Source organism: Inquilinus sp. YAF38 (genome assembly GCF_052113205.1).
Classification (GTDB): domain Bacteria; phylum Pseudomonadota; class Alphaproteobacteria; order DSM-16000; family Inquilinaceae; genus Inquilinus.
Genome location: NZ_JBFRCU010000030.1, coordinates 1 through 24,311, shown reverse-complemented (window position 1 = coordinate 24,311; position 24,311 = coordinate 1). Strand labels below are relative to the sequence as shown.

Genomic DNA, 24,311 nt, shown 5'->3' with positions numbered 1-24,311 from the left:
CTTTGCTTTTGCCAAGCTGACGCTGCCGAAACGGGAGCGAACGCGAATGACAGTGGCCCTGACCAGGAGAGCCGACATCACCCTGGACGCGGTGCGCCGTGTCGCCTGGCAGGGCGAGGGCGTCCGCATCACCGAGGCAGCGCTGGCCCGGATCGCCGAATGCCGCGCCGCCTTCCTGCGGCTGATCGACACCGATCCGGACCTGGTGATCTACGGCGTGACCACGGCGATGGGCGAGCTGGCCGACCGGCGGCTGCGGCCGGAAGAGCGCGATCGCCACGCCCGGATCAAGGCCTTCGCCGCCGCCACCGCCTTCGGCGACAAGCTGCCGGAGCGGGTGGTGCGCGGCATCGTCGTGGCCCGGCTGGCGAATTTCCTGGAAGGCCATGCCGCCACCACGCCGCGGATCGCGCTGGCCGTCGCCGCCATGCTGGACGGCGGACCGCTGCCTTCGGTGCCTGCCAGCGGCCAAGGCGGGGCCGGCGAGATCCTGGCGCTCTACCCGCTGTTCGCCGCGCTCAGCGCCGGCTTCGACCTCGAGGTCAAGGAGCGCGGGTCGCTGATCAACGGCTCGCCCTGCGCCGCGGCGCTGCTGGCCGATTCGGCCCTGGCGGCGCGCAACCGAATCCGGCTGGCGGAGAGCGTCTTCGCCCTGTCGATCGAGGCCTTTCGGGCGCCGCTGGAGCACTACGACGCGGCGTTGGACACGCTGTGGGGCGACGCGCACGACGCCGCGGCGCTGCGCAACCTGCGCGCGCTGCTGGACGGCGCCGGCGACGGGCGGCGCGCCTACCAAGCCCCGGTTAGCTACCGCATCGTCCCGCGGCTGCTGGGCCAGGCACACCGGGCGCTGGCGGCGGCTGAGCGGGCGGCTGCGGTGTCGCTGGCTGCGGCTTCCGACAACCCGGTCTACATCCCGCCCGACGAGGCGGGACCGGGCTATCCGGATGGCCGCTGCCTCAGCACCGGTGGCTATCACAACGCCATGGCGGCCCCGGCGCTGGACGACCTCGCTGCGATCTGGGCCGATCTCTGCCTTCTGTGCGACCGCCACAGCTCGAAGCTCTTGGCCGGCCGGGTGTCGCACCTGCCCGACCTGCTGATGGTCGGCCGCGACCCGAGCGACAGCGACGGCCATGGTAGCCTGGGTTATGTGCCGATGGCGGTGACCGGATATCTCGAGCAGGCCAAGGCGGCGGCGCAGCGCACCTTCCTGCCCGGCACCGAGGCGGCGGGCGCCGGCCAGGACGACGTTGCTGCCCCGGCCTTCCTGGCCTGGGCCAAGGACGAGCGCGCCGGCCGCTGCCTGGACGCCGCGCTGGCGATGCTTTCGGTGATCGCGTCCCAGGCGCTGCACGTCACCGGCCGCGCGGCCACGCCGGCGCTGCGGGACTTGGTCGATGAGGTCCGCAGCCTGGTGCCACCGGTGGCGGAGGACCGCGTCCTCGGCCCCGAGCTCGGCCGCCTCGCCGAGAAGTTCACCGAACGAGCGTTTTCTGTAGAAGATCTCCGAGAATAAGTGAGCCGATTGATGATCGGACTCACCCAACAGTCATGCCCGGGCTTGACCCGGGCATCCAGAGATTGTCGACAGCTTCTGGATTGCCGACTCAAGCCCGGCAATGACAATAAAAAAATAACATCCTCTTCTTTGAATCATTAATTCTCGGGAGAATCCTTGGTCGACGCCAGAGCCTCATCGATCGCTGCATTAAGGACGTGCGGCTCGACATCCGCATTGGCCGCCTTGGCCTGCGCCGCCGTCAGCTCCAGGATACGGATCCGCACCGCCTCCTCGACAAAGTGAGAAACGTCGCCCCTACGGCCGCCGCCCTGGTTGGCCAGGAACCGGCGCACGGCAATCTTGGTCGATTGCGAGACGACGAGATTCCAGCGGGTGGCAGACATCGTGCCCTCCTGAGTTGGACATCTTCGACCCGAGGGGCACCGATCTGCAAATCCGAATGGCGAATTTATCCGGATCGGGCAGACGCTGACGGCCATTGCCACATCACGCATGGACCCATGGCCATCACTCTGATCGTCGCCGACGAGCCCTATGGGCTGGCAGACGACCTGCCTCCCCAATGCCACGTCGTCGCCCCCGATGACCTGCTGGACGGGCGCCATCTGCCGCAACCCGGCATTACCGTGATCAATCTGTGCCGCGACCAGCGCCCCCTCTCCTTCGGCTATTATGTCTCGCTGATCGCCGAAGCTCGCGGCTATGCCGCGATCCCGACCGCGGCGGATCTCGCCGATCAGGCCGACGACCGGCTGGTCCGCAGCCGGCACGCGCCGGTCGACCGCGCCCTGGCCGCACTGCGCCGCCACAGCGGGCGCCTGGTCCTGCCGCGGCGCCTGTTCGTGGCGTTGGGCCGCTGCAACAAGCCGCATCTGCAGGAGGTCGCCGAGGCGGCCTATGAGGCGTTCGGCCTGCCGCTGATGACCCTGCAGATCGACACGGTCCGAGTGCAACTGCTGCAGGCGGTGGCGGAGCCGCTGGCCGGGCTGGATCCGCGCCAGCAGCGCCTGCTGCGCGCCGCGCTGGAGCGGCTGGCCGGCCCCCCGCCAGCCCCGCGCCCGTTTCGCCGCGCCCCTAGGCTGGCGGTGCTGGTGAACCCGGACGACCCGCTGCCGCCGTCCAAGCCCGGCACCATCGTCCGGCTGCGCGACGTGGCGTCGTCGATGGGCATCGACACGGAATGCCTCGGCCATCGCGACCTGCCGCGCCTGGGCGGCTTCGATGCGCTGCTGATCCGTGAGACCACGGCGCTGCAGTCGCCCAGCTACATCTTCGCCGAAACCGCGGCCCGGCTGGGCCTGCCGGTGATCGACGACCCGGTGTCGATCCTGCGCTGCTGCAACAAGGTGTTCCTGCATGAGCGGCTGAAGGCCGAGGGCGTGGCACAGCCGCGCACGCTGGCGGTCCGGGCCGACACGCTGGCCGCCGCCGGCGAGGCGCTGGGCTTTCCGCTGGTGCTGAAGGTGCCGGACGGCGCCTGCTCGCGCGGCGTCGTCCGGGTCGACACCCCGGCCGAGCTGCCGGTGGCGGGTCGTCGGCTGCTGCGCCGGTCGCGCCTGATCCTGGCGCAGGAATACCTCTACACCGATTTCGACTGGCGCATCGGCGTCCTGGCCGGCCGGCCGCTCTTCGCCTGCCGCTACCGCATGGTGCGCGGCCACTGGCAGATCTTCCGCCACGGTGAAAACGGACCCAGCGAGGAGGGCGCGACCGAGCCGGTGCCGCTCGACGCCGTGCCGCCCGCGGTGCTTTCGGCCGCGCTGGCCGCCGCCGCCCTGATCGGCACCGGCCTGTACGGCGTCGACCTGAAGGAGACGGCGCAGGGCCCGGTGGTGATCGAGGTCAACGACAACCCTAACATCGATGTCGGGCTGGAGGATGCCTGCCTGGGCGACGCGCTCTATGAGCGCCTGCTCGGGCACTTCCTGGAGCGGATCGAGGCCGGCGAGGAGCGGGCGCCGGCCCGGGCCGCGGGGTCGATCTGGTAGCTGGTCTCTCGCTTACCCGAAACCGTCATCGCGAGCCCCGCAGGGGCGTGGCGATCCAGGGGCCGGTGCCGCTGGATCGCCACGGCGCTATGCGCCTCGCGATGACGGATTCGTATTCGGTTGGGCGCTCAGCCCAGGTTCTGGCCGATCGCCAGGAACTTCTCGCGCCGCTTGCCGCGCAGGGTCTTGCCGTCGAGGTCGACCAGCCCGGCCAGCGCCGATCCGATCGCGTCGCCGACGGCTCGGAACGCCTCGTCCGGGAAGCGGTGGGCGCCGCCGACCGGCTCCTCGATCACGCCATCGATGACGCCGAGCTGCTTCAGGTCCTGTGCCGTCAGCTTCAGCGCCGCCGCGGCCTCCTGGCTCTGCGCGCTGCTGCGCCACAGGATCGAGGCGCAGCCTTCCGGCGAGATGACCGAATAGATCGAGTGCTCCAGCATCAGCACCCGGTCGGCCACGGCGATGCCGATGGCGCCGCCGGAGCCGCCCTCGCCGATCACCACCGAGACCAGCGGCACCTGCACCTTGAGGCAGGATTCGATCGACTTGGCGATAGCCTCGGCCACGCCGCGCTCCTCCGACGCAACGCCGGGATAAGCGCCGGCGGTGTCGACGAAGGTGATCACCGGCAAATGGAAGCGGTCGGCCAGGTCGAGCAGGCGCTGCGCCTTGCGGTAGCCCTCGGGCTTGGCCATGCCGAAATTGTGCCGGATTCGGCTTTCGGTGTCGTTGCCCTTCTCCTGCCCGATCACCACGACCGAACGGCCCTCGAACTGGCCGAGGCCGCCGATGATGGCGCGGTCCTCGGCGAAGGCGCGATCGCCCGCCAGCGGCTGGAACTCGGTGATCAGACCCTGGATATAGTCGAGCGCATGCGGCCGATTCGGATGCCGCGCGACCTGCACCTTCTGCGCCGGCGTCAGCCCGCGATAGGTGTCGCGAAGCAGCTTGTCGACCTTGGTCTGAAGCCGGGAGACCTCGTCGGCGATGTTGAGTTCGCCGGCGTCGGTGATGTGCCGAAGCTCCTCGATCTTGCCTTCGATCTCGGCGATCGGCTTTTCGAATTCGAGAAAGGTCTTCATACCGCGTTGAGACTGGCCCTCGGGATCGGGGGGCTGTCTAACACAGGGCAGCGCGCATTGAGACCGAAATCTGTGCAGGGCTGACCGCAGCGTCCGCCCGTAGCAGGGTGCCGCCCGGAACATCCTCCAGCGCGCCGAGCCGAAGCTCCGCCACCAGCAGCCGGTGCGGCTGCTCGTCCGGCATGACGAAGCCCAGCGGGGCTGCCGGCTGGAAGCCGAAGCGAGCGTAGTAGGCGAGGTCGCCGACCAGCAGCACCATGCGGTGGCCCATATCGGCGGCCCGCTTCATGCTGCCGCGCATCAGCGTGGCGCCGACGCCGGCGCCGCGCAGCTCGGGCCGCACCGCGAGCGGCCCCAGCAGCAGCGTCGGCAGGCCCGGGTCGACCAGCATCGGCCAGTACCGGATCGAGCCGAGGATCCGGCCGCTGGGCCGGCCGTCCTCGCGCACCACGAAGCACAGGCCGTGCACCGGCGCGATGCCGTCACGGTAGCGATAGGAGACCTTGGTCTGCCGGTTCGGGCCGAAGGCGAGGTCGAGCAGGGCGTCGACTTCGGCCGCATCCCGCGGCCGTTCGGTCTTCAGGAGATACACTGGAGAAGGATCCTTGGAACGGAGAGCGTCGGTTCGCGCGCCAACCGGCTTCCGTCCTGCCCGCATCATGGTGTCGCAGGCACCCCGGAACGCCTCAGGCCGCCGCGCCGCGAAGGGCGGGCAGTCGGCGTCGTCGTCGCGGCGTCGGGGGCAGGAAGGTCACGTCGTCCGTTCCAAGAGGATTCAGCGGCAACAGCGAAACCGCAACCGGGCCTTGCTGTCAACGCAAATGCTTACGGCGATGACATATGACCCCGGGCAGCGGCTGTGCCAGGACAGGCCGCATGCAGGCCCTGCCGTTTCCCGCGATCCACCGCCAGTTCATCCGCTATGCGGCGGCCGGGCTGGTCGCGACCACCATGCACTATGCCGTGGCGGCCGGGCTGGTCGAATCGGGCGCGGCGGCGCCGCTGCCGGCGACGCTGGCCGGCTATGTCGCCGGCGGCCTGGTCTCCTATGTGCTCAACCGGCGGCTGACCTTTGCCGGCGGCCGGCCACACCGCGAGGCGGGCTGGCGATTCGCCCTGGTCGCCGCCGGCGGCTTCGCCTGGACCGGCCTGCTGATGGCACTGCTGGTCGGCCGAATCGGCGTGCCCTTTCTGCCGGCCCAGGCCGTGACCACGCTGATCGTCCTGTTCTGGGGCTTCCTGGCGAATCGGCTGTGGAGCTTCGCCGGATCTCCGGCTAAGGCCGCTTGAGCTTGGCCAGCGGATGGGCCGATGCCACCAGGCTCTGCAGCCGGTCACCGAGAACATGGGTGTAGATCTGCGTCGTGGCGATGTCGGCGTGGCCGAGCATGGTCTGGACCGAGCGGAGATCGGCACCGTGCGACAGCAGATGGGTGGCGAAGGCGTGGCGCAGCACGTGGGGGCTGACCCGGCTGGGCTCGATCCCGGCCTCGACCGCCAGGTCCTTCAGCAGCTGGCCGAATCGTTGCCGGGTCAGGCAGCCGCCACGGGCGGTGCGCGACGGGAACAGGAAGCCGCGGTCGCGGCCCTTGACGAAGAACACGCCGCGATGCGGCAGATACGCGACGATGGCGTCGCGCGCGGGCTCCGACAACGGCACCAGTCGCTCCTTGTCGCCCTTGCCGCGGACGATCAGCGCCCGCCCGTCCCGCAACAAGGCCGAGAGCGGCAGCCCGACCAGTTCGGACACCCGCAACCCGCCGCCATAGAGGATCTCGAGCAGGGCCAGCAGGCGCAGCCCCTCGGCCAGCCGCTCCGGATCGGCAAACAGGCCCGAGATGGCGCCGATCAGGCCCTCGACCTCGGCCTCCGACAGCAGCTTCGGCAGCGGCCGGCCGAGCGCCGGGGAATCGAGCGCGGCGGAGGGATCGTCCTGGCGCCGGCCTTCCGACACCAGGAAGCGGTAGAACTGCCGCATCGCCGACAGGCGGCGGGCGGCGGTGCGCGCTGCGGTGCGGCCGCCCTTCGCACCCTCCCGCCGTGCCAGGTCGCCGAGATAGGCTCGCAGATCCTCGGTCACGGCTTGGTCGACGGCGCCGCCGCGGCCCTCGAGAAAGCGGTTCAGGTCGAGCAGGTCGCGGCCATAGGCCTCGCGAGTATTGGCGGCGGCGCCCCGTTCCGCCACCAGCATGTCGAGGAAGGCCTCGACCGCGGGCGGGGGCAGCAGCCGCGCGGCGGGTGGACGGCCGCGCCGGCGCTTCGGGGCTGCGGCCTCGGGCACCGCGCTATTTGAACTTGTCGTTCGGGATGACCTTCTCGACCGTCTGGGTCGGCGGCCGGAAATCGATCACCGCAAGCGCGACCCCGCCGCCGAGGATGACCAGCAGCACGGCGATCGCCAGCACCCGGCCGAGGCCACCGCCCCCGCCGCCACCACCGGAACCTTGCGAAAAGCGCGACTTCGAACGACGACGGGACAAGACGGACCCCTGACAGGTGTGAATTCAGGCCGATGCGCGGGCCAGGGCTGGAGAAAGCAGATGCGGCGGGCCCGGCGCAACCCTATCTTAGGCGGTCGGCGGGGCGGCGGCAAATCGCCTCGCCCCGCCAGCTATGCCCGCCCGAGGCTAGGATCGGGCCGGGCCCCGGAAGAGGATCGATGATCACCACGCTGCACCATCCCTTGCCCCGTACCCTCGTTCTGGTCGGCCTGATGGGCGCCGGCAAGACCGCGGTGGGCAAGCGCGTGGCCGCGCGGCTGGGCTTAAGCTTCATCGATGCCGACCACGAGATCGAGGCAGCGGCCGGCTGCACCATCCCGGACATCTTCGAGCGCTATGGCGAGCCCGCCTTCCGCGACCTGGAGCGGCGGGTGATCGCCCGGCTGATGCACGACCCGGTGCAGGTGCTGTCGACCGGCGGCGGCGCCTTCATGGACCCGCAGACCCGGGCGGTGATCGCCGAGCACGGCCTGTCGGTGTGGCTGAAGGCGGAGCTGGCGGTGCTGGCGGCGCGCACCGCCAAGCGCGGCAACCGGCCGCTGCTGCGCCAGGGCGACCCGAAAGCGGTGCTGGAGGGGCTGATGGAACGCCGCCATCCCATCTACGCGCTGGCCGACATGACGGTGGAGAGCCGCGACGGCCCGGTCGAGGAGACCGTCGACCGGGTGCTGGCCACGATCGATGCCCATCTGGCGGCCGAGGCGGCCGCGACCGAAACAGCCCATGCGGGGCAGGCAGATTGAATCCCTGAGATGACACGAGAGACCATCCGCGTCGGGCTGGGCCCACGCAGCTACGACATCGTCATCGGTCCCGGCGCCCTGGCCGAGGCCGGGCAGCGCATCGCCGCGCTGGGCCGCGGCAAGCGGGTGATCGTGATCGCCGATGCCCGCGTGGCCGGGCTGCACGGCGCCGCGCTGGAGGTATCGCTGGCCGCCGCCGGGATCACGGCCGAGACCCTGACCGTGCCGCCGGGCGAGGCGACCAAGTCGATGACGGTCCTGGCCGAGCTGCTGGACCGGATCCTGGCGCTGGGGATCGAGCGCGGCACGCTGCTGGTCGCCCTCGGCGGCGGCGTGGTCGGCGACCTGGCCGGCTTTGCCGCGGCGACGGCGCTGCGCGGCCTGGACTTCGTGCAGATCCCGACCACGCTGCTGGCCCAGGTCGACAGCTCGGTCGGCGGCAAGACCGGGGTCAACAGCAAGCACGGCAAGAACCTGATCGGCGCCTTCCACCAGCCGCTGCTGGTGCTGGCTGACACTGCCCTTCTCGCCACCCTGCCGGCGCGGGAGCTGCGCGCCGGCTACGCCGAGGTGGCGAAATACGGTGCGCTGGGCGATGCCGCCTTCTTCGCCTGGCTGGAAGAGAACGGCCCGAAGCTGCTGGCCGGCGACGGCGACGCCATGATCAAGGCCGTGAAGCGCAGCTGCGAGATGAAGGCCGAGATCGTCGGCGAGGACGAGCGCGAGGCGGCGCGGCGCGCCCTGCTCAATCTCGGCCACACCTTCGGTCATGCGCTGGAGGCCGAGACCGGCTATGGCGATGCGCTGCTGCATGGCGAGGCGGTGGCGATCGGCATGGTCATGGCCTTCGACCTGTCGGTCCGGCTCGGCCTGTGCCCGGCCGCAGACCGCGACCGGCTGGCCCGGCACCTGCAGGCGGTCGGCCTGCCGACCCGCCCGGCCCGCGACCGCGCCTGGTCGGTCGGCGCCCTGCTGCACCACATGACCCGCGACAAGAAGGTGCGGGACGGCCGCATGACCTTCATCCTGGTGCGCGGCATCGGCCAGGCCTTCGTCACCAGCGAGGTGCCGGCCGACCCGGTCGCCGCGGTGCTGGCCGACGCCATCGCCGCCTGATCCCCATGTCCGACGATCTCGTCCTCCTGCTTCACCTCGCCGGGATCGTCGTCCTGCTCGCGGCCTCGGCCTTCTTTTCCGGGTCGGAGACGGCGTTGACCGCGGCCAGCCGGGCGCGGATGCACCAGCTGGAGACGCATGGGCTGCAGCGGGCGGGCATCGTCAACCGGCTGCGCGAGCAGAAGGAGCGGCTGATCGGTGCCCTGCTGCTGGGCAACACGCTGGTCAACATCCTGGCCTCCTCGCTGGCGACCAGCCTGCTGGTCTCGGTGCTCGGCGCGCCGGCAGTGCCCGTCGCCACCGTGGTGATGACGGCGCTGATCCTGATCTTCAGCGAGGTGCTGCCGAAGACCTACGCCATCAATCATGCCGACCGCGCGGCGCTGGGCATCGCACCCGCGGTCAAGAATGTCGTCTGGCTGCTGGGCCCGGTGGTGCGGCTGGTGAACTGGCTCGTGCGCGGCGTGCTGCGGCTGTTCGGCGCCGATCCGCACCGGGTCGGGCTGGCCGATTATGTCGACGAGCTGCGCGGCGCCATCGAGCTGCATCGCGGCAGCGAGGCCGAGGTGGCGCAGGAGCGGCAGATGCTGCGCTCGATCCTCGACCTCGGCGACGTCTCGGTGGCGGAGATCATGACCCATCGCCGCAGCGTCCAGGCGATCGACGCCGAGCTGACGCCGCCCGAGGTGGTGACGGCGATGCTGAACAGCCCGCACACCCGCATGCCGCTATGCCAGGGCGGCCTGGAGAACATCGTCGGCGTGCTGCACGCCAAGGACGTGCTGCGGGCGCTGCAGGCGGCCGGCGGCGACCCGGACCGGGTGGAGATCCGCCGCATCGCGACCAAGCCCTGGTTCATCCCGGATTCGACCAGCCTGCTGGACCAGCTGCACGCCTTCCGCACCCGGCGTGAGCATTTCGCCGTCGTGGTCGACGAATACGGCGGCCTTCAGGGCGTAGTGACGCTGGAGGATATCCTGGAGGAGATCGTCGGCGACATCGTCGACGAACACGACCTGCCAGTGGCCGGCGTCCGCCCGCAGGCCAATGGCAGCTTCCTGATCGACGGCACGGTCACCATCCGCGACCTGAACCGCCGCTTCGAATGGCGGCTGCCGGACGACGAGGCCTCGACCATCGCCGGGCTGGTGCTGCACGAGGCGCGGCACCTGCCGGATGTCGGCCAGGCCTTCACCTTCCACGGCTTCCGCTTCGAGATCCTGCGGCGCCAGCGCAACCAGATCACCGCGGTGCGCGTCACCCCGCCGGCCGAGGTCGAGCCCGAGGAGAGCTGAGCCGATGCCCCTTTCCGCCTCGGCGCCACGCGAGCCGATCCACACCCGCCGCGTCACCTGCGACGGCTTCCGTCGCACCGACGGACTGTGGGACATCGAGGGCCATCTGGTCGACACCAAGCACTACGAGTTCCGCAACGAATTCCGCGGCACCATCACGCCGGGCGGGCCGCTGCACCAGATGCGGCTTCGGCTGACCGTGGACGACGGCCTGACCATCGTCGCGGTCGAGGCGGCGACCGAGCACGGCCCTTACGCCCTGTGCCCGGAGATCACCCCGAGCTTCCAGGCGCTGGTGGGCTTGAGCATCCGCCCCGGCTTCACCCTGGCGGTGAAGGAGCGGCTGGGCGGCGCCAAGGGCTGCACCCATCTGGTCGAGCTGCTGGGGCCGATGGCGACGACGGCGTTCCAGACCGTGTTCCCGATCCTGTCGCGCGAGCGCGCGGCCGAAGCCGACCCGAAGCAGCGGCCGGTGCTGTTGGACAGCTGCCACGTTTTCGCCGCCGATGGCGATCATGCTCGCCGCCACTGGCCGGACTTCTACAGCGGGCCCCGGCAAGGCTGATCCGGCCGCATCGAGGAGAGATATGATCCGACGCCTGACCCTGACCGCCGCCCTGCTCGCCGCCCTCGCCGCCGCCCCTGCCGCCCTGGCCGACCCGATGCTGGCGGATTTCGACTATCCCTTCCCGGTCCAGCGCTTCGACTTCAGCTCCCAGGGCCAGGATCTGTCGATGGCCTATATGGAAGTGCAGCCGGACAAGCCGAACGGCCGCACCATCGTGCTGCTGCACGGCAAGAACTTCTGCGGCGCCACCTGGGAAGGGGTGATGCGGCCGCTGCTGCAGGCCGGCTACCGCGTCGTCGCGCCGGACCAGGTCGGCTTCTGCAAGTCCACCAAGCCGCAGGCCTACCAGTTCGGGCTGCACCAGTTGGCCGCCAACACCAAGGCGCTGCTGGACAGCCTGGGCATTCAGCGCCCGGTGATAATGGGCCATTCCATGGGCGGCATGCTGGCGATTCGCTATGCCCTGGCCTTCCCCGACGCCCTGTCCGGCCTGGTGCTGGTGAACCCGATCGGGCTGGAGGACTGGAAGGCCGTCGGCGTGCCGCAGCAGACCGTCGACCAGTGGTTCGACGGCGAGATGAAGACCAATGCAGACGGCATCAAGGCCTATCAGCAGGCCACCTACTACGCTGGCGAATGGCGCCCGGACTATGACCGCTGGGTGCAGATGCTGGCCGGCATGTACCAGGGCGAGGGCGGCCGGCAGGTGGCCTGGGACCAGGCACTGACCTCGGACATGGTGTTCAACCAGCCGGTGATCTACGAGCTGGAGCGCATCCGCGCCCCGACCGTGCTGATGATCGGCGAACGCGACACCACCGCGATCGGCAAGGCGCTGGCCCCGCCCGAGGTGGCGCAGCGCCTGGGCAATTATGCCGAGCTGAGCCGCAGCGCCGCCCAGCGCATCCCCGGCGCCAATCTGATCCGCTTCCCCGGCGAAGGCCACGCGCCGCAGATCCAGTCGCCCGACGCCTTCAACAAGGCGCTGCTGGGCGCGCTGGAGCGGTTCCCCCCGCCCTGAGGGGACATCGGGCTTCGCCTCGTATCGCTTGCATCATGCAAGCGACTGCGCTACCCCTGGCGCCATGCAGCGCACCAGCTTTGCCGGCATGGATTGCCCGATCGCCCGCTCCCTCGACGCGCTGGGGGAGTGGTGGAGCCTGCTGATCCTGCGCGACGCCTTCCTGGGCCTGACCCGCTTCGACGACTTCCAGCAGAGCCTGGGCATCGCCCCGAACATGCTGGCGCGGCGGCTGAAGCGGCTGACCGAGGCGGGCCTGCTGGAGCGCCACGCCTATTCGCAGCGACCGCTGCGCCATGAATACCGGCTGACCGCCGCCGGCCGGGATGTGTTCCCGGTGCTGGCGGCGCTGGGCGCCTGGGGCGGCCGGCACGCCACCGACGGCAAGGTGCTGGTGCAGGTGGCCGGCCGCGCCGACGGCCAGCCGATGGAGCCGGTGCTGATCGACCGGCGCAGCGGCACGCCGATCACACCGGACACGGCGGAGTTCCGCCTGGGGCCGGATGCCCGGCCCGCCTATCGGGACAAGCTCGCCCGGATCCTGGACCGCCGAGCCGGCACGTCCGTCCCGGCCTGAGGAGAGACTGAGATGCGCCGCATAGTCGTCACCGGAATGGGCGCGGTGTCGCCCTTGGCCAATGGCGTCGAGGCGAGCTGGCGCCGGTTGCTGGCCGGCCGATCCGGCCTGCGCCGCCTGCCCGAGGAGGTGGTGCCGGACCTCGCCGCCAAGGTCGCCGGCGTGGTGCCGTCGATCGCCGAGGACCCCGAGGCCGGCTTCGACCCGGACGCGGCGGTGCCGCCGAAGGACCAGAAGAAGATGGACCGCTTCATCCAGTTCGCCATGGCGGCGGCGGAGGAGGCCGTGGCCCAGTCCGGCTGGCGGCCGGCGGATGACCGGGCGCGGCAGCGCACCGCCACCGTGATCGCCTCGGGCGTCGGCGGCTTTCCCTATATCGTCGAGACGGTGCGGACGGTCGACCAGAAGGGAGCGCGTCGGCTGTCGCCCTTCACCGTGCCGGCCTTCCTGGTCAACCTGGCAGCCGGCCAGGTCTCGATCCGCCATGGCTTCAAAGGACCGCTGGGCGCTCCGGTCACGGCCTGCGCCGCCGGGGTGCAGGGCATCGGCGACGCCGCCCGGCTGATCCGCGCCGGCGAGGCCGACGTGGCGCTGTGCGGCGGCACCGAGGCCTGCATCGACCGGGTCAGCCTGGGCGGCTTCGCGGCCGCCCGGGCCCTGTCGACCGGCTTCGCCGAGACGCCGGAGCGTGCCTCCCGCCCGTTCGACCAGGCCCGCGACGGCTTCGTCATGGGCGAGGGCGCCGGGCTGATGGTGATCGAGGCGCTGGACCACGCGCTGGCCCGCGGCGCCACGCCGATCGCCGAGCTGATCGGCTATGGCACCACCGCCGACGCCTATCATATGACCGCGGGCCCCGAGGATGGCGACGGTGCCCGCCGGGCGATGGAGATTGCGCTCGCCCAGGGCGGGATCGAGCCCGGCGACGTGCAGCATCTGAACGCACACGCCACCTCCACCCCGGTCGGCGACAAGGGCGAGATGGCGGCGATCAAGGCGCTGTTCGGCACCAATGGAACGGTGGCGGTGAGCGCCACCAAATCCGCCACCGGCCACCTGCTGGGCGCGGCGGGCGGGCTGGAGGCGGTGTTCACCGTGCTGGCACTGCGCGACCAGATCATGCCGCCGACGCTGAACCTGGAGAACCCCGACCCGGACGCCGCCGGCATCGACCTGGTGGCGCTGGAGGCCCGGCGCGGCCAGATCGAGCACGCGCTGTCGAACGGCTTCGGCTTCGGCGGCGTCAACGCCAGCGTGCTGTTCCGGCGGTGGCAAGGGTGACGCCAGCGAAGATTCCAGCCTGACGCGTTGCCTCTCCCGCCTGGCGGGAGAGGCAATGCGAGATGGCCGGTGAGGTCGGCGACGCCCCGCTAGCTCTACTTGCTCTTCACCAGCCCGGCGCGGCGCAGGGCTTCGGCCATGGCGCCGTCGGGTTCCGGCGCCGGGGTACGCGGCTTCTGTTGGGTCTGGTGCTGCGGCTTCGCCTGAGGCGGACGCTGCGATCCCGAGTCCTGGCTTGGTCGGCCGTGCCGTTGCTGACCCTGACTGCCGCGGCCCTGGCCATCGCGGCCCTGCCCCCCCTGATTTTGCGCGCCCTGACTCTGGTCCGCGCGACCCTGGCCGCCCTGGCCCGGCTGTCCGGACCGAGCCTGTTGCTGGTGCCGCGGACGCTCGTCCCGGCGGCCCTCGGCGCGGCCCTCCTGCCGCCCACCCGGAGCGGCGTTCTCGCGCCGCGGCGGCCGCGCCTGGCCGTCATCGTCGAGCCGCATGGTCAGGCCGATGCGCTTCCGCTGCGGGTCGACCTCCAGCACCTTGACCTTCACCACGTCACCCGGCTTGGCCACGGTGCGCGGGTCCTTCACGAAGGTCTTCGACATCGCCGAGATATGCACCAGCCCGTCCTGGTGCACGCCGATATCGACGAAGGCGCCGAACGCCGCGACGTTGGTGACCACGCCTTCCAGCACCATGCCGGGCTGCAGGTCGCTCAGCTTCTCGACGCCCTCCTTGAAGGTCGCGGTCTTGAAGGCCGGGCGCGGGTCGCGGCCCGGCTTCTCCAGCTCGCGCAGGATGTCGGTCACCGTCGGCACGCCGAAGCTGTCGTCGATGAAGCGCTCCGGCTCCAGCCCGCGCAGGGTGGCGCTGTTGCCGATCAGCGCCTTGATCTCGCCGCCCGTCGCCTCGATGATCCGGCGCACCACCGGATAGGCTTCGGGGTGCACGCCCGAGGCGTCGAGCGGGTCGTCGCCGTTCGGGATGCGCAGGAAGCCGGCGCATTGCTCGAACGCCTTGGGCCCGAGCCGCGGCACGTCCTTCAAGGCCGCGCGGATCCGGAACGGGCCGTTGGCGTCGCGGTGCTGCACGATGTTCTGGGCCAACCCCTCGCCGACGCCGGAGACCCGGGCCAGCAGCGGCGCCGACGCGGTGTTGAGGTCGACGCCGACCGCGTTCACGCAATCCTCGACCACGGCGTCGAGCGAGCGCGACAGCTTGGTCTCGCTGAGGTCGTGCTGGTACTGGCCGACGCCGATCGACTTCGGGTCGATCTTCACCAGCTCGGCCAGCGGGTCCTGCAGCCGCCGGGCGATCGACACCGCGCCGCGCAGCGACACGTCGAGTTCCGGCAGCTCCTGCGAGGCGAAGGCCGAGGCGGAGTAGACCGAAGCCCCGGCCTCCGACACCACCGCCTTGGTCAGCGTCAGCTCCGGGTGCCGCTTCATCAGCTCGGCGGCCAGCTTGTCGGTCTCGCGCGACGCCGTGCCGTTGCCGATGGCGACCAGGTCGACCGCGTGGGCCTCGGCGAGTTCGGCCAGGGTGGCGATCGAGTCGTCCCAGCGCTTCTGCGGCTCATGCGGGAAGATCGCGGTGGTGGCGAGGACCTTGCCGGTGGCATCGACCACCGCGACCTTCACCCCGGTGCGGAAGCCGGGGTCGAGGCCCATGGTGGCGCGGGTGCCGGCCGGCGCGGCCAGCAGCAGGTCGCGCAGATTGCCGGCGAAGACCTTCACCGACTCCTCCTCCGCCGCCTGCCACAGGCGCAGCCGCAGGTCGATGTCGAGATGGACCAGGATCTTGGTGCGCCAGGCCCAGCGCACCGTCTCGACCAGCCAGGCATCGCCCGGCCGGCCCTGAGCAATGATGCCGAAGCGGTTGGCGATGCGCTGCTCGTACAGGCCGGGGGCCTTGTCCGCAGGCGCTTCCTCCGGCTCGAGGGTCAGCGACAGCACCTCCTCCTTCTCGCCCCGGAACAGGGCCAGGATGCGGTGCGAGGGCAGCTTGGTCAGCTTCTCGGCATAGTCGAAATAGTCGGAGAACTTGGCCCCCGCCTGCTGCTTGCCGTCGCGCACCTTGGACAGCAGCCGGCCGCGGGTCCACGCCTCCTCGCGCAGGGTGCCAATCAGGTCGGCATCCTCGCCGAAGCGCTCGACCAGGATCGAGCGGGCACCGTCCAGCGCGGCGGCGACATCGGCCACGCCCTTCTCGGCATCGATGAAGGCGGCCGCGGCCTCCTGCGGGTCACGGCTGGGGTCGCCCAGCAGCGAATCGGCCAGCGGCTCCAGCCCGGCCTCGCGGGCGATCATCGCCTTGGTCCGGCGCTTCGGCTTGTAGGGCAGGTAGATGTCCTCGAGCCGGGCCTTGGTTTCGGCCGCCTCGATCTGGGCGCGCAGCACGTCGTCCAGCTTGCCCTGCTCGGCGATGCTGTCGAGGATCGTCTTCCGGCGCTCCTCCAGCTCACGCAGATAGCGCAGCCGCTCGTCCAGCGTGCGCAGCTGGGTGTCGTCCAGCCCGCCCGTCGCCTCCTTGCGGTAACGGGCGACGAAGGGAACGGTCGCGCCGCCGTCGAGCAGCTCGATCGTGGCGGCGACCTGGGCCTCGCGCACGGAGAGCTCGTCGGCGATGCGCTGGCTGATGGAGATCATCGAACGACCGGACATGTTGTGATGAGGAACCGGAAGGGGCTGCTTCTACCGCGTCGTTGCCGTCCAGGTCAAAACCGCCGGCACGCCGCCTTGCCTCCGCCCGACCACCATGATACTGAAGCTGCCACTTAAGCAACAAGAGCGCGCCGGGAGGAAACGCCATGAGCGAGCGATCCGTGCAGCACGGCGGCTTCACCATCGAGCGGCGCTACGACGCGACGCCGGCCCGGGTGTTCGCGGCCTGGGCCGACCCCGCCGCGCGGCTGGTCTGGGGCGCGCCCGGCGAGGACTGGGCGCTGGTGGAGCCGCGATTCGACTTCCGCATCGGCGGCCTTGAGACCAGCCGCTTCGGCCCGGCCGGCGACCCGGTCTACCGCAACGAGACCCGCTACGCCGACATCGTGCCGGACCGGCGCATCGTGTTCAGCTACACCATCGACCGCGGCGACACCCGGATCTCGGCCTCGCTGAGCACGGTCGAGCTGCTGCCGGACGGGGCAGGCACCAGGCTGATCTTCACCGAGCAGGCGGCTTTCCTGGATGGCGGCGACCAGCCGGAGATCCGGGAGGGCGGCTGGCGCTCGCTGCTGGTCAAGCTCGATGCCCTGCTGCGGCGGCGGGCGGCGCACTGATCCCGCCTTTCCCACACTGGAGGAGCGAGCGATGGACACGGGTAAGACCGACGTCCCGGCGTTGATCCGGGCCTATTACGGCGCCTATGAGACTAAGGATCGGGCGACCCTCGAAAGCCTGGTGGGCGAGGGCTTTACCTTCACCAGCCCGTATGACGACCACGTCGACCGGGCGGCCTATTTCGAGCGCTGCTGGCCGAACAGCAAGGCGATGCGCCGCTTCACCATCGAGCGGCTGTTCGACCGCGGTGACGAGGCCTTGGTGCAGTACGAGCTGGAGCTGACCTCCGGCATCCGCTTTCGCAACGTCGAGCACTTCCGCTTCGAGGCCGGCCGGGTTCGGGAGGTCGTGGTCTATTTCGGGTCGCTGCCGAAGAGCGAGTCGTGATCGCGTCATCCAGACACGGAGGAGGCCCTGCCATGAAACTGTACCTCGCCCCCGGCGCCTGCAGCCTGGCCGATCACATCGCCCTGCACGAGGCCGGGCTGGAATTCGACCGGATCAAGGTCGACATCCCGACCCGGCGGACCGAAGCGGGTGACGATTTCACCGCGATCAATCCAAAGGGCTACGTCCCGGCGCTGGTGCTGGATGACGGCACGGTGCTGACCGAGAACGCCGCGATCCTAACCTGGGTGGCGGAGCGCGCGCCGCAGCTGGCGCCCGGCGGAGAGCTGGGGCGGGTCCGGCTGGCCGAGATGCTGAGCTTCATCGCCGCCGAACTGCACAAGCTGCTGATCCGGTCGATCTTCCCGACCGGCGACCAGGAGAAGGAGGTCGTCGACGGGGTGGCGGCGCAGCGCTTCGCCTATCTCGCCGGGCGGCTGGATGGCGACTATCTGTTCGGCCGGGAGATGAGCGTGGCCGACGCCTATCTCTACGTCATGTTGCGCTGGGCCAAGGCGCTGAACCTGCCGTTGCCCGACCCGCTGCCGGCCTATTCCGACCGGGTGGAGGCGAGGCCGGCGGTGCAGCAGGCGCTGCGCCACGAGGGCCTGATCTGACGCTGGTGGCTAGGATCGGGGTCTTGCCCCGGCCGGCCGAAGCGTGATACTCAACCCCAAAGTTAAGAAACGAGGCCGCCGATCCGGGGCCCTGCCATGGCGGCTGCGCCCATCGAGGCCGGCCGACCGCACGGCACAGCATCAGGGGAGAACGCCATGACCGACCGCCATGCCGATTCCAGCGCGGCGGCGCCCCAGAATGGACGCTGGCTGGCGCTGGGCGTGCTGTGCCTCGGCGTGCTGATGATCGTGCTGGATTCGACCGTCGTGAACGTGGCGCTGCCCTCGATCAAGGCGGATCTCGGCTTCAACGATTCGACCCTCGCCTGGGTGGTGAACGGCTACATGCTGACCTTCGGCGGCTTCCTGCTGCTGGGCGGTCGGCTGGGCGACCTGTTCGGCCACCGCCGGCTGTTCCTGATCGGCCTGGCCGTGTTCACCGTGGCATCGTTGGTCTGCGGCCTCGCGACGAGCCAAACCTTCCTGGTCGCCGCCCGGGCGGTGCAGGGGCTGGGCGGCGCCGTGGTCTCCGCCGTCGCCCTGTCGCTGATCATGGACCTGTTCACCGAGCCGGCCGACCGGGCCAAGGCCATGGGCGTCTACGGCTTCGTCTGCGCCGGCGGCGGCAGCATCGGCGTGCTGCTGGGCGGCCTGTTGACCGGGGCGTTGAGCTGGCACTGGATCTTCCTGATCAACCTGCCGATCGGTATCGCCGTCTTTGCCCTGTCGCTGGCGCTGCTCTCGGCGACTCGCAACGAGGCGGCGGACGGGCGGCTCGACATCGCCGGCGCGATCGCGGTGACCGCGGCGCTGATGCTGGCGGTCTATGCCATCGTCAACGGCAACGAGGCCGGCTGGACCTCGGCCCACACGCTCGGCCTGCTCGGCGGCGCCGTGGTGCTGCTGGTGGCCTTCGTGGTGATCGAGAGCCGGGTGGCGGCGCCCTTGATGCCGCTCGGCCTGTTCCGGCTGCGCAGCCTGGCTGTGGCCAATGTCGTCGGCGTGCTGTGGGCGGCCGCGATGTTCGCCTGGTTCTTCCTGTCCGCCCTCTACATGCAGCAGGTGCTGGGCTATGGCCCGATGGAGGTCGGCCTGGCCTTTCTGCCGGCCAACCTGATCATGGCGGCCTTCTCACTCGGCCTGTCGGCGAAGCTGGTGATGCGCTTCGGCATCCGTCTGCCGATCGTGGTCGGGCTGCTGCTGGCGGCGGCCGGGCTCGCGCTGTTCGCCTGGGCACCGGTGGAGGGTCGCTTCGCCCTGCATGTGCTGCCCGGCATGCTGCTGCTCGGCCTCGGCTGCGGCATGGCGCTGAACCCGGTGCTGCTGGCGGCGATGAGCGAGGTCACACCGACCGAGTCCGGCCTCGCCTCCGGCATGGTCAACACCGCTTTCATGATGGGCGGGGCGCTCGGCCTCGCGATCCTGGCCAGCCTAGCGGCGTCGCGCACCGGCGGTCTGCTGGCCGCGGGCGCTGCCCAGCCGGTGGCGCTGGTCGGCGGCTATCAGGCCGCCTTCCTGGCCGGGGCCGGCTTCGCCGCGCTGGCGGCGCTGCTGGGCGCGGCGCTGCTGCCCCGGCCTCCGGCGGCCCAGCCTTCGGGCGAGGCCGAATCGGCGACGTCGTAGCGCCGCGCTGTGCCGCCGCGATCGGGTTGCTATAGTCGCGGTCCGGAAGGAGTCGCGATGACTGGTCCCGTGCTGCATCTGTGCTGCGGCGACAGCGCCGCCGGGGTGATCCGCGCAGGGCTGCCCGGGTCGGCGGTGCTGGTCCTGCGTGACGACCTGGCGGTCGGCCCGCTGGACGATGTCGACAGCGACCGGCCCGACGCCCGCGCCGCCTTCTGGCACGCGGTGTTCCCGGACGAGGACCGCGCGGCGATCGAGACCGGCGGGACCTTCGTCGAGCAACTGGCTGCCGAGTCGGCTGCGTTGCGCGATCTGCCGGATGCGGCGGCGAAAATCGTCATCTGGCACGGCACCGGCGCCGCCGAGCAGCTGATGCTGCGCCGGGCGCTGTGGGCGCTGCGCGACGCGGCCACGCCGGTCGAGGAGGTGGCGGTCGGCCCGGAGCTGCTGCCCCAAGCCGGGCGGCGCGACATGGCGGCGGTGGCGATGCTGCCGCCGGAGGACATCGCCACGGCCGCGGCCCGGCCGGTCGCGCCTGAGCGACGGGCCCGGCTGGCCGCGGAGTGGGCGCGTCTGCGCGCCGAAAGCGGGGGTCTGCGCCACCACCGCGCCGGCACCATCACCACCCACCCGATCGAAGCCCATGACGGCGAGATCCTGGCGGCGCTCGGCCCCGACTGGGAGCCGGCCGCCCGCGTGATCGGCCGGCCGATGGGCACCATCACCGGCTTCTTCGCCACCGACGCCTTTTGCTTTTGGCGGCTGCGCCAGCTGGCGGCGCAGGGCCGGGCCGAGTTCCGGGGCGACATCACGGCGATGCGCCGCTGCGAGACGCGGCGGGCGGTCTGAGCGAAAGGACGATGGATGGAACTCGACCGCAACCGGTTCAAGGCGGCGCTGGCCGCGGGACAGACCCAGATCGGGCTGTGGAGCAGCCTGTGCAGCAACATCGTCGCCGAGATCATCGGCGACAGCGGCTTCGACTGGATCCTGTTCGATACAGAGCACTCGCCGAACGAGCTGCCGGACCTGCTGGCGCAGTTACAGGCCGCTTCGCGCGGCACGGCCACGGGCATCGTGCGGCCGGCCTGGAACGACCCGGTGCTGATCAAGCGCATCCTGGACATCGGCGCCCAGGCGCTGCTGATCCCCTTCGTCCAGAACGCCGATGAGGCGCGCCGCGCCGTGGCCGCCTGCCGCTATCCGCCGGCCGGCATCCGCGGCATCACCACCAGCGGCCGCGGCAGCCATTACGGCCGGGTGACCGACTACCTGAAGAAGGCCGATGCCGAGATCTGCGTGCTGCTGCAGGTCGAGACCGGCGAGGCGTTGGCGCGGATCGAGGAGATCGCCTCGGTCGACGGCGTCGACGGCGTGTTCATCGGCCCGTCCGACCTGTCGGCGTCGCTGGGCCATATCGGCAACTCCCAGCATCCGGAGGTGCAGGCCGCGATCCAGGACGCGGTGCGGCGCCTGACCGCGATCGGCAAGCCGGCCGGCATCCTGACCTCGGTCGAGGCCGAGGCCCGGCGCTACATCGACTGGGGCTACCGCTTCGTCGCGGTCGGCACCGATCTCGGCCTGCTGGCGCGCAACGCCGATGCGCTGGCCCGTGGCTTCAAAATCTCGTGAGTCGGGGGCTGATCGCGGGCACCATGTCGCAGACCGGCCGGGTTTGCGCCCGGCCACGGCCGTGATATCCCGGCCGGGACGAAGGGGGAGCACGGACACGTGCGCATGAGGTCGGCACGGAGACGGACATCATGGGTCGCGCTCGGCGCGGCCTATCTGCTGTTCATCCAAGCCATCCTCGGCGGTCTCGCCATCGGCGCCAGCGCGGCGCCCGCCTTCGACCCGCTCTCCGCCCTCTGCCAGACCGATGACGGGTCTGCGCCTGTCCGTCCCGACCAGCCGGCCGGCCATCCGCATCTGCCCGATTGCTGCACCACCGGTTGCAGCATGTTCAGCGGCGCCCCGGTGCCGGCCTTCGTCGCCGTGCTGCTGGTGCCGCATCTGGCCGGCCGGACCGAGCCCGCGCCCTTGCCATTGGCGCCGGTCGCGACCGCGCCACAGCGTTCTCCGGCCAATCCACGAGCCCCTCCCGCCCAGGCCTGACCCAGCCGTGTCCGCCGCCGGCGGGCCCAATCGGTTCACGGCCGGAGCCTGGCGCCACAGACGCGCCGCCCGGCCAAAGCCTGGAGCACATCCCATGTCCCTGATGGCACGACTGCGTTCTGCCGTCCTCGCCGCCGCCCTGGCCCTGCTGGCCATCGGCCCGGCCGCCGCGCACGAATTCAAATCCGGCTCGATCGAGGTGGTCCACCCCTGGGCCCGGGCGACGCCGCCGGCGGCGAAGGTCGGCGGCGGCTATGCCGAGATCCGCAACCACGGGTCCGAGCCGGACCGGCTGGTCTCGGTCACAGCCGAGGTGGCCGGCCGGGTCGAGATCCACGAGATGGGCGTCAAGGACGGCATCATGACCATGCGGCCGGTCGAGGGCGGCGTGCCCGTCCCGGCCAACAGCACCGCCGCGCTGGCGCCCGGCGGCTACCACCTGATGCTGCTGGAGCTGAAGCGGCCGCTGAAGGCGGGCGAGAGCTTCGCCGGCACCATGACCCTCGAGAAGGCCGGCACCATCCCGGTCACCTTCGATGTCCAATCCATCGGCTCGACCGGGGCAGGGCATTGAGATGCGCGCCCGCATCCTGGTGCCGGTGCTGCTGGCCATCACCGCCATCCTGGTGGGAGGCGCCGGCTTCCTGCTGGTCTATTCCAAGGACCCGTCGACCCGCCCGGTGGTGTCCGGCGCGCTGCCGGGCGGCCCGTTCCGGCTGACCGACCAGGCCGGGACGACGCTGAGCGACGCCGAGCTGAAGGGCCGGCCCTTCGCCGTGTTCTTCGGCTTCACCCATTGCCCGGAGGTCTGTCCGACCACGCTGTGGGAGATGTCGCAGGCGCTGGAGGCGCTGGGCCCCGACGCCGACCGGCTGCGCGTGCTGTTCGTCACCGTCGATCCGGAGCGCGACCGGCCGGAGATGTTGCGGGAATACCTGCAGTCCTTCGACCGCCGCATCACCGGGCTGACCGGCAGCCCGGACGAGATCGCCGCCGTGGCGAAATCCTACCGGGTGTACTGGCGCAAGGTGCCGACCAGCGACGGCGACTACACCATGGACCATTCGGCCATGGTGTATCTGATGGATGCCGAGGGGCGGTTCACCGACACCATCGCCTATGGCACGCCCGAGCCGGAGCGGCTGGCCGCATTACGCCGCCTGATCAGCGGCACCTAGTCCTTTTCCCGTTCAATCATTGCCGGCCGAGCCGGCAGCCTGGAGATAGTCATGCTGAAATCATTCCTGCCTGCGGTGGCCCTGTTGGCCGCGTCCGCCCCGGCCTTCGCCCATGTCACGCTGGAGACGCAGGAGGCGCCGGTCGGCGGCACCTACAAGGCGGTGTTGCGCGTGCCGCATGGCTGCGAAGGCTCGCCCACCGTGAAGATCCGCGTCCAGATTCCCGAGGGGATGATCGCGGTCAAGCCGATGCCGAAGCCCGGCTGGACGCTGGAGACGGTGAAGGGCAAATACGCCGCGTCCTACGACTATTACGGCACGCCCACCAGCGAAGGCGTGACCGAGGTGGTGTGGAGCGGCGGCAGGCTGCCGGACGAGTTCTATGACGAATTCGTCTTCCGCGGCTACCTGACCGCCGGGCTGAAGCCCGGGGCGCATCTGTACTTCCCGGTGGTCCAGGACTGCGAGGCCGGCACCGACCGCTGGATCGAGATCCCGGCCGAGGGCAAGGATGCCGACGACTACGAGACCCCCGCGCCGGGCATCAAGCTGTTGCCGAAGAAGTGACGGCGCATCGTAGGTTGGGTTCGCATTCGCGAACCCAACATCGGGCCGCAGCGACGGCTGACAGGCATGTTGGGTTCGCTCATCGCGAACCCAACCTACGAACCGTCCTTCTCGTTCTCCTCCTCACCCTCCTCGCCCCGCAGGCGGCGTGGGCGCATGCCTCGCTGATCCAGGCGGAGCCGGCGGAGAATGCGGTGCTGGGAACGGCACCCGGCAGCTTCCGCCTGGGCTTCAACGAGCCGGTGTCGCCCCTGGTGCTGCGGCTGATCCGGCCCGACGGCAGCGCCGTGGCGCTGGGCGACGCCCGGCTGGAGGACGCGACCCTGGTGATCGCGGCGCCGCCCGGCCTCGGCCCCGGCACCCATGTGCTGAGCTGGCGCGTGGTGTCGGAGGACGGGCACCCGGTCGGTGGGTCGGTGGTGTTCTCGATCGGCGCGCCCGGCGCCGCGCCGCCCCAGGCGGCGGACACGGCGGACCGGCCGGTGCAGGCGGCAATCTGGCTGGTCCGGATTGTCCTCTACGCCGCGCTGTTCCTCGGCGTCGGCGCCGTCGCCTTCCGCGCCTGGATCGCGGCCCTGCCGCGCGGCGCTGCCCGAATGGCGGCCGTGCTGATGCTGCTGGGCCTCGCGGCGGCGCCGATCTCGGTCGGGCTGCAGGGGCTGGATGCGCTGGACCTGCCGCTGGCGGGGCTCGGCCAGCCCATCGCCTGGGCCACCGGCTGCGGCACCAGCTATGGCGCCACCGCCGCCCTGGCGGCACTGGCCCTGGCGCTCGGTCTCGCAGCGCTGGCGCTGCGGCGCGGCGCGGCCTCGGCGGCGATCGCCCTGCTGGCCCTGGTCGCGACCGGGGCGGCGC

Annotated in this window: 27 protein-coding genes; 21 read left to right on the top strand and 6 right to left on the bottom strand. The window is 70.9% G+C overall.

The annotated features are described in order from the left end of the window. Positions 1–46 precede the first annotated feature (46 nt). The gene (locus AB4Z01_RS15635) at positions 47–1,519 is read left to right on the top strand and encodes an aromatic amino acid lyase (RefSeq protein WP_441695084.1); all 1,473 of its coding nucleotides are present in this window, start codon (positions 47–49) and stop codon (positions 1,517–1,519) included. Positions 1,520–1,659: 140 nt separating this feature from the next. On the opposite strand, the gene AB4Z01_RS15630 is transcribed toward AB4Z01_RS15635, so the two are convergent. After that, entirely contained in the window at positions 1,660–1,908 is a 249-nt protein-coding gene (locus AB4Z01_RS15630) for a ribbon-helix-helix domain-containing protein (protein ID WP_441695082.1), read from the bottom strand. 117 nt (positions 1,909–2,025) lie between these two features. Here AB4Z01_RS15630 and AB4Z01_RS15625 point away from each other — a divergent pair, with 117 nt between their 5' ends. Next, positions 2,026–3,513 (top strand): RimK-like ATPgrasp N-terminal domain-containing protein, encoded by a 1,488-nt coding sequence (locus AB4Z01_RS15625; RefSeq protein WP_441695081.1) that lies wholly within the window; start codon positions 2,026–2,028, stop codon positions 3,511–3,513. A gap of 128 nt (positions 3,514–3,641) precedes the next feature. Here AB4Z01_RS15625 and AB4Z01_RS15620 read toward each other — a convergent pair whose 3' ends face one another. After that, a complete protein-coding gene (locus tag AB4Z01_RS15620) occupies positions 3,642–4,595 on the bottom strand; it encodes an acetyl-CoA carboxylase carboxyltransferase subunit alpha (protein ID WP_441695079.1) in 954 nt (317 codons plus the stop codon). A gap of 37 nt (positions 4,596–4,632) precedes the next feature. Continuing rightward, positions 4,633–5,187 (bottom strand): GNAT family N-acetyltransferase, encoded by a 555-nt coding sequence (locus AB4Z01_RS15615; protein WP_441695078.1) that lies wholly within the window; start codon positions 5,185–5,187, stop codon positions 4,633–4,635. 284 nt (positions 5,188–5,471) lie between these two features. Here AB4Z01_RS15615 and AB4Z01_RS15610 point away from each other — a divergent pair, with 284 nt between their 5' ends. After that, positions 5,472–5,885 carry a GtrA family protein gene (locus tag AB4Z01_RS15610; protein WP_441695077.1) on the top strand — a complete coding sequence of 138 codons (414 nt, stop codon included), beginning with the start codon at positions 5,472–5,474 and terminating at the stop codon, positions 5,883–5,885. On the opposite strand, the gene AB4Z01_RS15605 is transcribed toward AB4Z01_RS15610, so the two are convergent. After that, complete coding sequence (locus AB4Z01_RS15605) at positions 5,872–6,876, bottom strand: site-specific tyrosine recombinase XerD (protein ID WP_441695075.1); 1,005 nt, start codon at positions 6,874–6,876, stop codon at positions 5,872–5,874. The genes AB4Z01_RS15610 and AB4Z01_RS15605 overlap by 14 nt on opposite strands. A 4-nt stretch (positions 6,877–6,880) precedes the next feature. Continuing rightward, a complete protein-coding gene (locus AB4Z01_RS15600; protein ID WP_441695073.1) occupies positions 6,881–7,075 on the bottom strand; it encodes a hypothetical protein in 195 nt (64 codons plus the stop codon). 179 nt (positions 7,076–7,254) lie between these two features. Between AB4Z01_RS15600 and AB4Z01_RS15595 the strand changes: the two genes are divergently transcribed. The 7 genes from AB4Z01_RS15595 (at position 7,255) to fabF (ending at position 13,697) form a co-directional block, all read left to right on the top strand. Then, complete coding sequence (locus tag AB4Z01_RS15595) at positions 7,255–7,839, top strand: shikimate kinase (protein ID WP_441695071.1); 585 nt, start codon at positions 7,255–7,257, stop codon at positions 7,837–7,839. Between the two features lie 9 nt (positions 7,840–7,848). After that, entirely contained in the window at positions 7,849–8,955 is a 1,107-nt protein-coding gene (aroB, locus tag AB4Z01_RS15590) for a 3-dehydroquinate synthase (protein ID WP_441695069.1), read from the top strand. Between the two features lie 5 nt (positions 8,956–8,960). Further along, positions 8,961–10,250, top strand: coding sequence for an HlyC/CorC family transporter (locus tag AB4Z01_RS15585; protein ID WP_441695067.1), 1,290 nt, complete (start codon positions 8,961–8,963; stop codon positions 10,248–10,250). A gap of 4 nt (positions 10,251–10,254) precedes the next feature. Beyond that, positions 10,255–10,815, top strand: coding sequence for a DUF2889 domain-containing protein (locus AB4Z01_RS15580; RefSeq protein ID WP_441695065.1), 561 nt, complete (start codon positions 10,255–10,257; stop codon positions 10,813–10,815). A gap of 22 nt (positions 10,816–10,837) precedes the next feature. Continuing rightward, positions 10,838–11,839 carry an alpha/beta fold hydrolase gene (locus AB4Z01_RS15575; protein ID WP_441695063.1) on the top strand — a complete coding sequence of 334 codons (1,002 nt, stop codon included), beginning with the start codon at positions 10,838–10,840 and terminating at the stop codon, positions 11,837–11,839. 64 nt (positions 11,840–11,903) lie between these two features. Next, positions 11,904–12,416, top strand: a complete 513-nt coding sequence (locus AB4Z01_RS15570; RefSeq protein WP_441695061.1) for a winged helix-turn-helix transcriptional regulator — start codon at positions 11,904–11,906, stop codon at positions 12,414–12,416. A 12-nt stretch (positions 12,417–12,428) separates the two neighbouring features. Continuing rightward, positions 12,429–13,697, top strand: a complete 1,269-nt coding sequence (fabF, locus tag AB4Z01_RS15565) for a beta-ketoacyl-ACP synthase II (protein ID WP_441695059.1) — start codon at positions 12,429–12,431, stop codon at positions 13,695–13,697. A gap of 95 nt (positions 13,698–13,792) precedes the next feature. Here the strand turns inward: fabF and AB4Z01_RS15560 are convergent, their stop codons facing one another. Beyond that, positions 13,793–16,336, bottom strand: a complete 2,544-nt coding sequence (locus AB4Z01_RS15560) for a Tex family protein (RefSeq protein ID WP_441695057.1) — start codon at positions 16,334–16,336, stop codon at positions 13,793–13,795. 161 nt (positions 16,337–16,497) lie between these two features. On the opposite strand from AB4Z01_RS15560, the gene AB4Z01_RS15555 reads away from it, so the two are divergent. The 11 genes from AB4Z01_RS15555 to AB4Z01_RS15505 all read left to right on the top strand — a co-directional run. Then, the gene (locus AB4Z01_RS15555) at positions 16,498–16,968 is read left to right on the top strand and encodes an SRPBCC family protein (protein WP_441695055.1); all 471 of its coding nucleotides are present in this window, start codon (positions 16,498–16,500) and stop codon (positions 16,966–16,968) included. 31 nt (positions 16,969–16,999) lie between these two features. Beyond that, complete coding sequence (locus AB4Z01_RS15550) at positions 17,000–17,356, top strand: nuclear transport factor 2 family protein (protein WP_441695053.1); 357 nt, start codon at positions 17,000–17,002, stop codon at positions 17,354–17,356. A 32-nt stretch (positions 17,357–17,388) separates the two neighbouring features. Then, the gene (locus tag AB4Z01_RS15545; protein WP_441695051.1) at positions 17,389–17,973 is read left to right on the top strand and encodes a glutathione S-transferase N-terminal domain-containing protein; all 585 of its coding nucleotides are present in this window, start codon (positions 17,389–17,391) and stop codon (positions 17,971–17,973) included. 156 nt (positions 17,974–18,129) lie between these two features. Beyond that, entirely contained in the window at positions 18,130–19,596 is a 1,467-nt protein-coding gene (locus AB4Z01_RS15540) for a DHA2 family efflux MFS transporter permease subunit (RefSeq protein WP_441695049.1), read from the top strand. 57 nt (positions 19,597–19,653) lie between these two features. Beyond that, positions 19,654–20,445, top strand: coding sequence for a DUF1835 domain-containing protein (locus tag AB4Z01_RS15535; RefSeq protein ID WP_441695048.1), 792 nt, complete (start codon positions 19,654–19,656; stop codon positions 20,443–20,445). Between the two features lie 15 nt (positions 20,446–20,460). Further along, positions 20,461–21,228: an HpcH/HpaI aldolase family protein gene (locus AB4Z01_RS15530; RefSeq protein WP_441695046.1), complete on the top strand. Its 768-nt coding sequence runs from the start codon at positions 20,461–20,463 to the stop codon at positions 21,226–21,228. A gap of 105 nt (positions 21,229–21,333) precedes the next feature. Next, positions 21,334–21,711 carry a hypothetical protein gene (locus AB4Z01_RS15525; RefSeq protein ID WP_441695044.1) on the top strand — a complete coding sequence of 126 codons (378 nt, stop codon included), beginning with the start codon at positions 21,334–21,336 and terminating at the stop codon, positions 21,709–21,711. A 94-nt stretch (positions 21,712–21,805) separates the two neighbouring features. After that, a complete protein-coding gene (locus AB4Z01_RS15520; RefSeq protein WP_441695042.1) occupies positions 21,806–22,285 on the top strand; it encodes a copper chaperone PCu(A)C in 480 nt (159 codons plus the stop codon). A gap of 1 nt (position 22,286) precedes the next feature. Next, positions 22,287–22,889, top strand: a complete 603-nt coding sequence (locus AB4Z01_RS15515) for an SCO family protein (protein ID WP_441695040.1) — start codon at positions 22,287–22,289, stop codon at positions 22,887–22,889. A 51-nt stretch (positions 22,890–22,940) separates the two neighbouring features. Continuing rightward, entirely contained in the window at positions 22,941–23,456 is a 516-nt protein-coding gene (locus AB4Z01_RS15510) for a YcnI family copper-binding membrane protein (RefSeq protein ID WP_441695038.1), read from the top strand. A 194-nt stretch (positions 23,457–23,650) separates the two neighbouring features. Continuing rightward, positions 23,651–24,311, top strand: a 661-nt coding sequence (locus AB4Z01_RS15505; RefSeq protein ID WP_441695036.1) for a copper resistance CopC family protein, incomplete at its 3' end; no start/stop codon positions are given.

Coding starts and splice junctions, on each gene's coding strand:
- AB4Z01_RS15555 (WP_441695055.1), top strand. CDS start 16,498: ATGAGCGAGCGATCCGTGCAGCACGGCGGCTTCACCATCGAGCGGCGC.
- AB4Z01_RS15575 (WP_441695063.1), top strand. CDS start 10,838: ATGATCCGACGCCTGACCCTGACCGCCGCCCTGCTCGCCGCCCTCGCC.
- AB4Z01_RS15540 (WP_441695049.1), top strand. CDS start 18,130: ATGACCGACCGCCATGCCGATTCCAGCGCGGCGGCGCCCCAGAATGGA.
- AB4Z01_RS15515 (WP_441695040.1), top strand. CDS start 22,287: ATGCGCGCCCGCATCCTGGTGCCGGTGCTGCTGGCCATCACCGCCATC.
- AB4Z01_RS15520 (WP_441695042.1), top strand. CDS start 21,806: ATGTCCCTGATGGCACGACTGCGTTCTGCCGTCCTCGCCGCCGCCCTG.
- AB4Z01_RS15620 (WP_441695079.1), bottom strand. CDS start 4,595: ATGAAGACCTTTCTCGAATTCGAAAAGCCGATCGCCGAGATCGAAGGC.
- aroB (WP_441695069.1), top strand. CDS start 7,849: ATGACACGAGAGACCATCCGCGTCGGGCTGGGCCCACGCAGCTACGAC.
- AB4Z01_RS15530 (WP_441695046.1), top strand. CDS start 20,461: ATGGAACTCGACCGCAACCGGTTCAAGGCGGCGCTGGCCGCGGGACAG.
- AB4Z01_RS15545 (WP_441695051.1), top strand. CDS start 17,389: ATGAAACTGTACCTCGCCCCCGGCGCCTGCAGCCTGGCCGATCACATC.
- AB4Z01_RS15630 (WP_441695082.1), bottom strand. CDS start 1,908: ATGTCTGCCACCCGCTGGAATCTCGTCGTCTCGCAATCGACCAAGATT.
- AB4Z01_RS15585 (WP_441695067.1), top strand. CDS start 8,961: ATGTCCGACGATCTCGTCCTCCTGCTTCACCTCGCCGGGATCGTCGTC.
- AB4Z01_RS15625 (WP_441695081.1), top strand. CDS start 2,026: ATGGCCATCACTCTGATCGTCGCCGACGAGCCCTATGGGCTGGCAGAC.
- fabF (WP_441695059.1), top strand. CDS start 12,429: ATGCGCCGCATAGTCGTCACCGGAATGGGCGCGGTGTCGCCCTTGGCC.
- AB4Z01_RS15635 (WP_441695084.1), top strand. CDS start 47: ATGACAGTGGCCCTGACCAGGAGAGCCGACATCACCCTGGACGCGGTG.
- AB4Z01_RS15570 (WP_441695061.1), top strand. CDS start 11,904: ATGCAGCGCACCAGCTTTGCCGGCATGGATTGCCCGATCGCCCGCTCC.
- AB4Z01_RS15535 (WP_441695048.1), top strand. CDS start 19,654: ATGACTGGTCCCGTGCTGCATCTGTGCTGCGGCGACAGCGCCGCCGGG.
- AB4Z01_RS15510 (WP_441695038.1), top strand. CDS start 22,941: ATGCTGAAATCATTCCTGCCTGCGGTGGCCCTGTTGGCCGCGTCCGCC.
- AB4Z01_RS15560 (WP_441695057.1), bottom strand. CDS start 16,336: ATGATCTCCATCAGCCAGCGCATCGCCGACGAGCTCTCCGTGCGCGAG.
- AB4Z01_RS15595 (WP_441695071.1), top strand. CDS start 7,255: ATGATCACCACGCTGCACCATCCCTTGCCCCGTACCCTCGTTCTGGTC.
- AB4Z01_RS15525 (WP_441695044.1), top strand. CDS start 21,334: ATGAGGTCGGCACGGAGACGGACATCATGGGTCGCGCTCGGCGCGGCC.
- AB4Z01_RS15580 (WP_441695065.1), top strand. CDS start 10,255: ATGCCCCTTTCCGCCTCGGCGCCACGCGAGCCGATCCACACCCGCCGC.
- AB4Z01_RS15550 (WP_441695053.1), top strand. CDS start 17,000: ATGGACACGGGTAAGACCGACGTCCCGGCGTTGATCCGGGCCTATTAC.
- AB4Z01_RS15610 (WP_441695077.1), top strand. CDS start 5,472: ATGCAGGCCCTGCCGTTTCCCGCGATCCACCGCCAGTTCATCCGCTAT.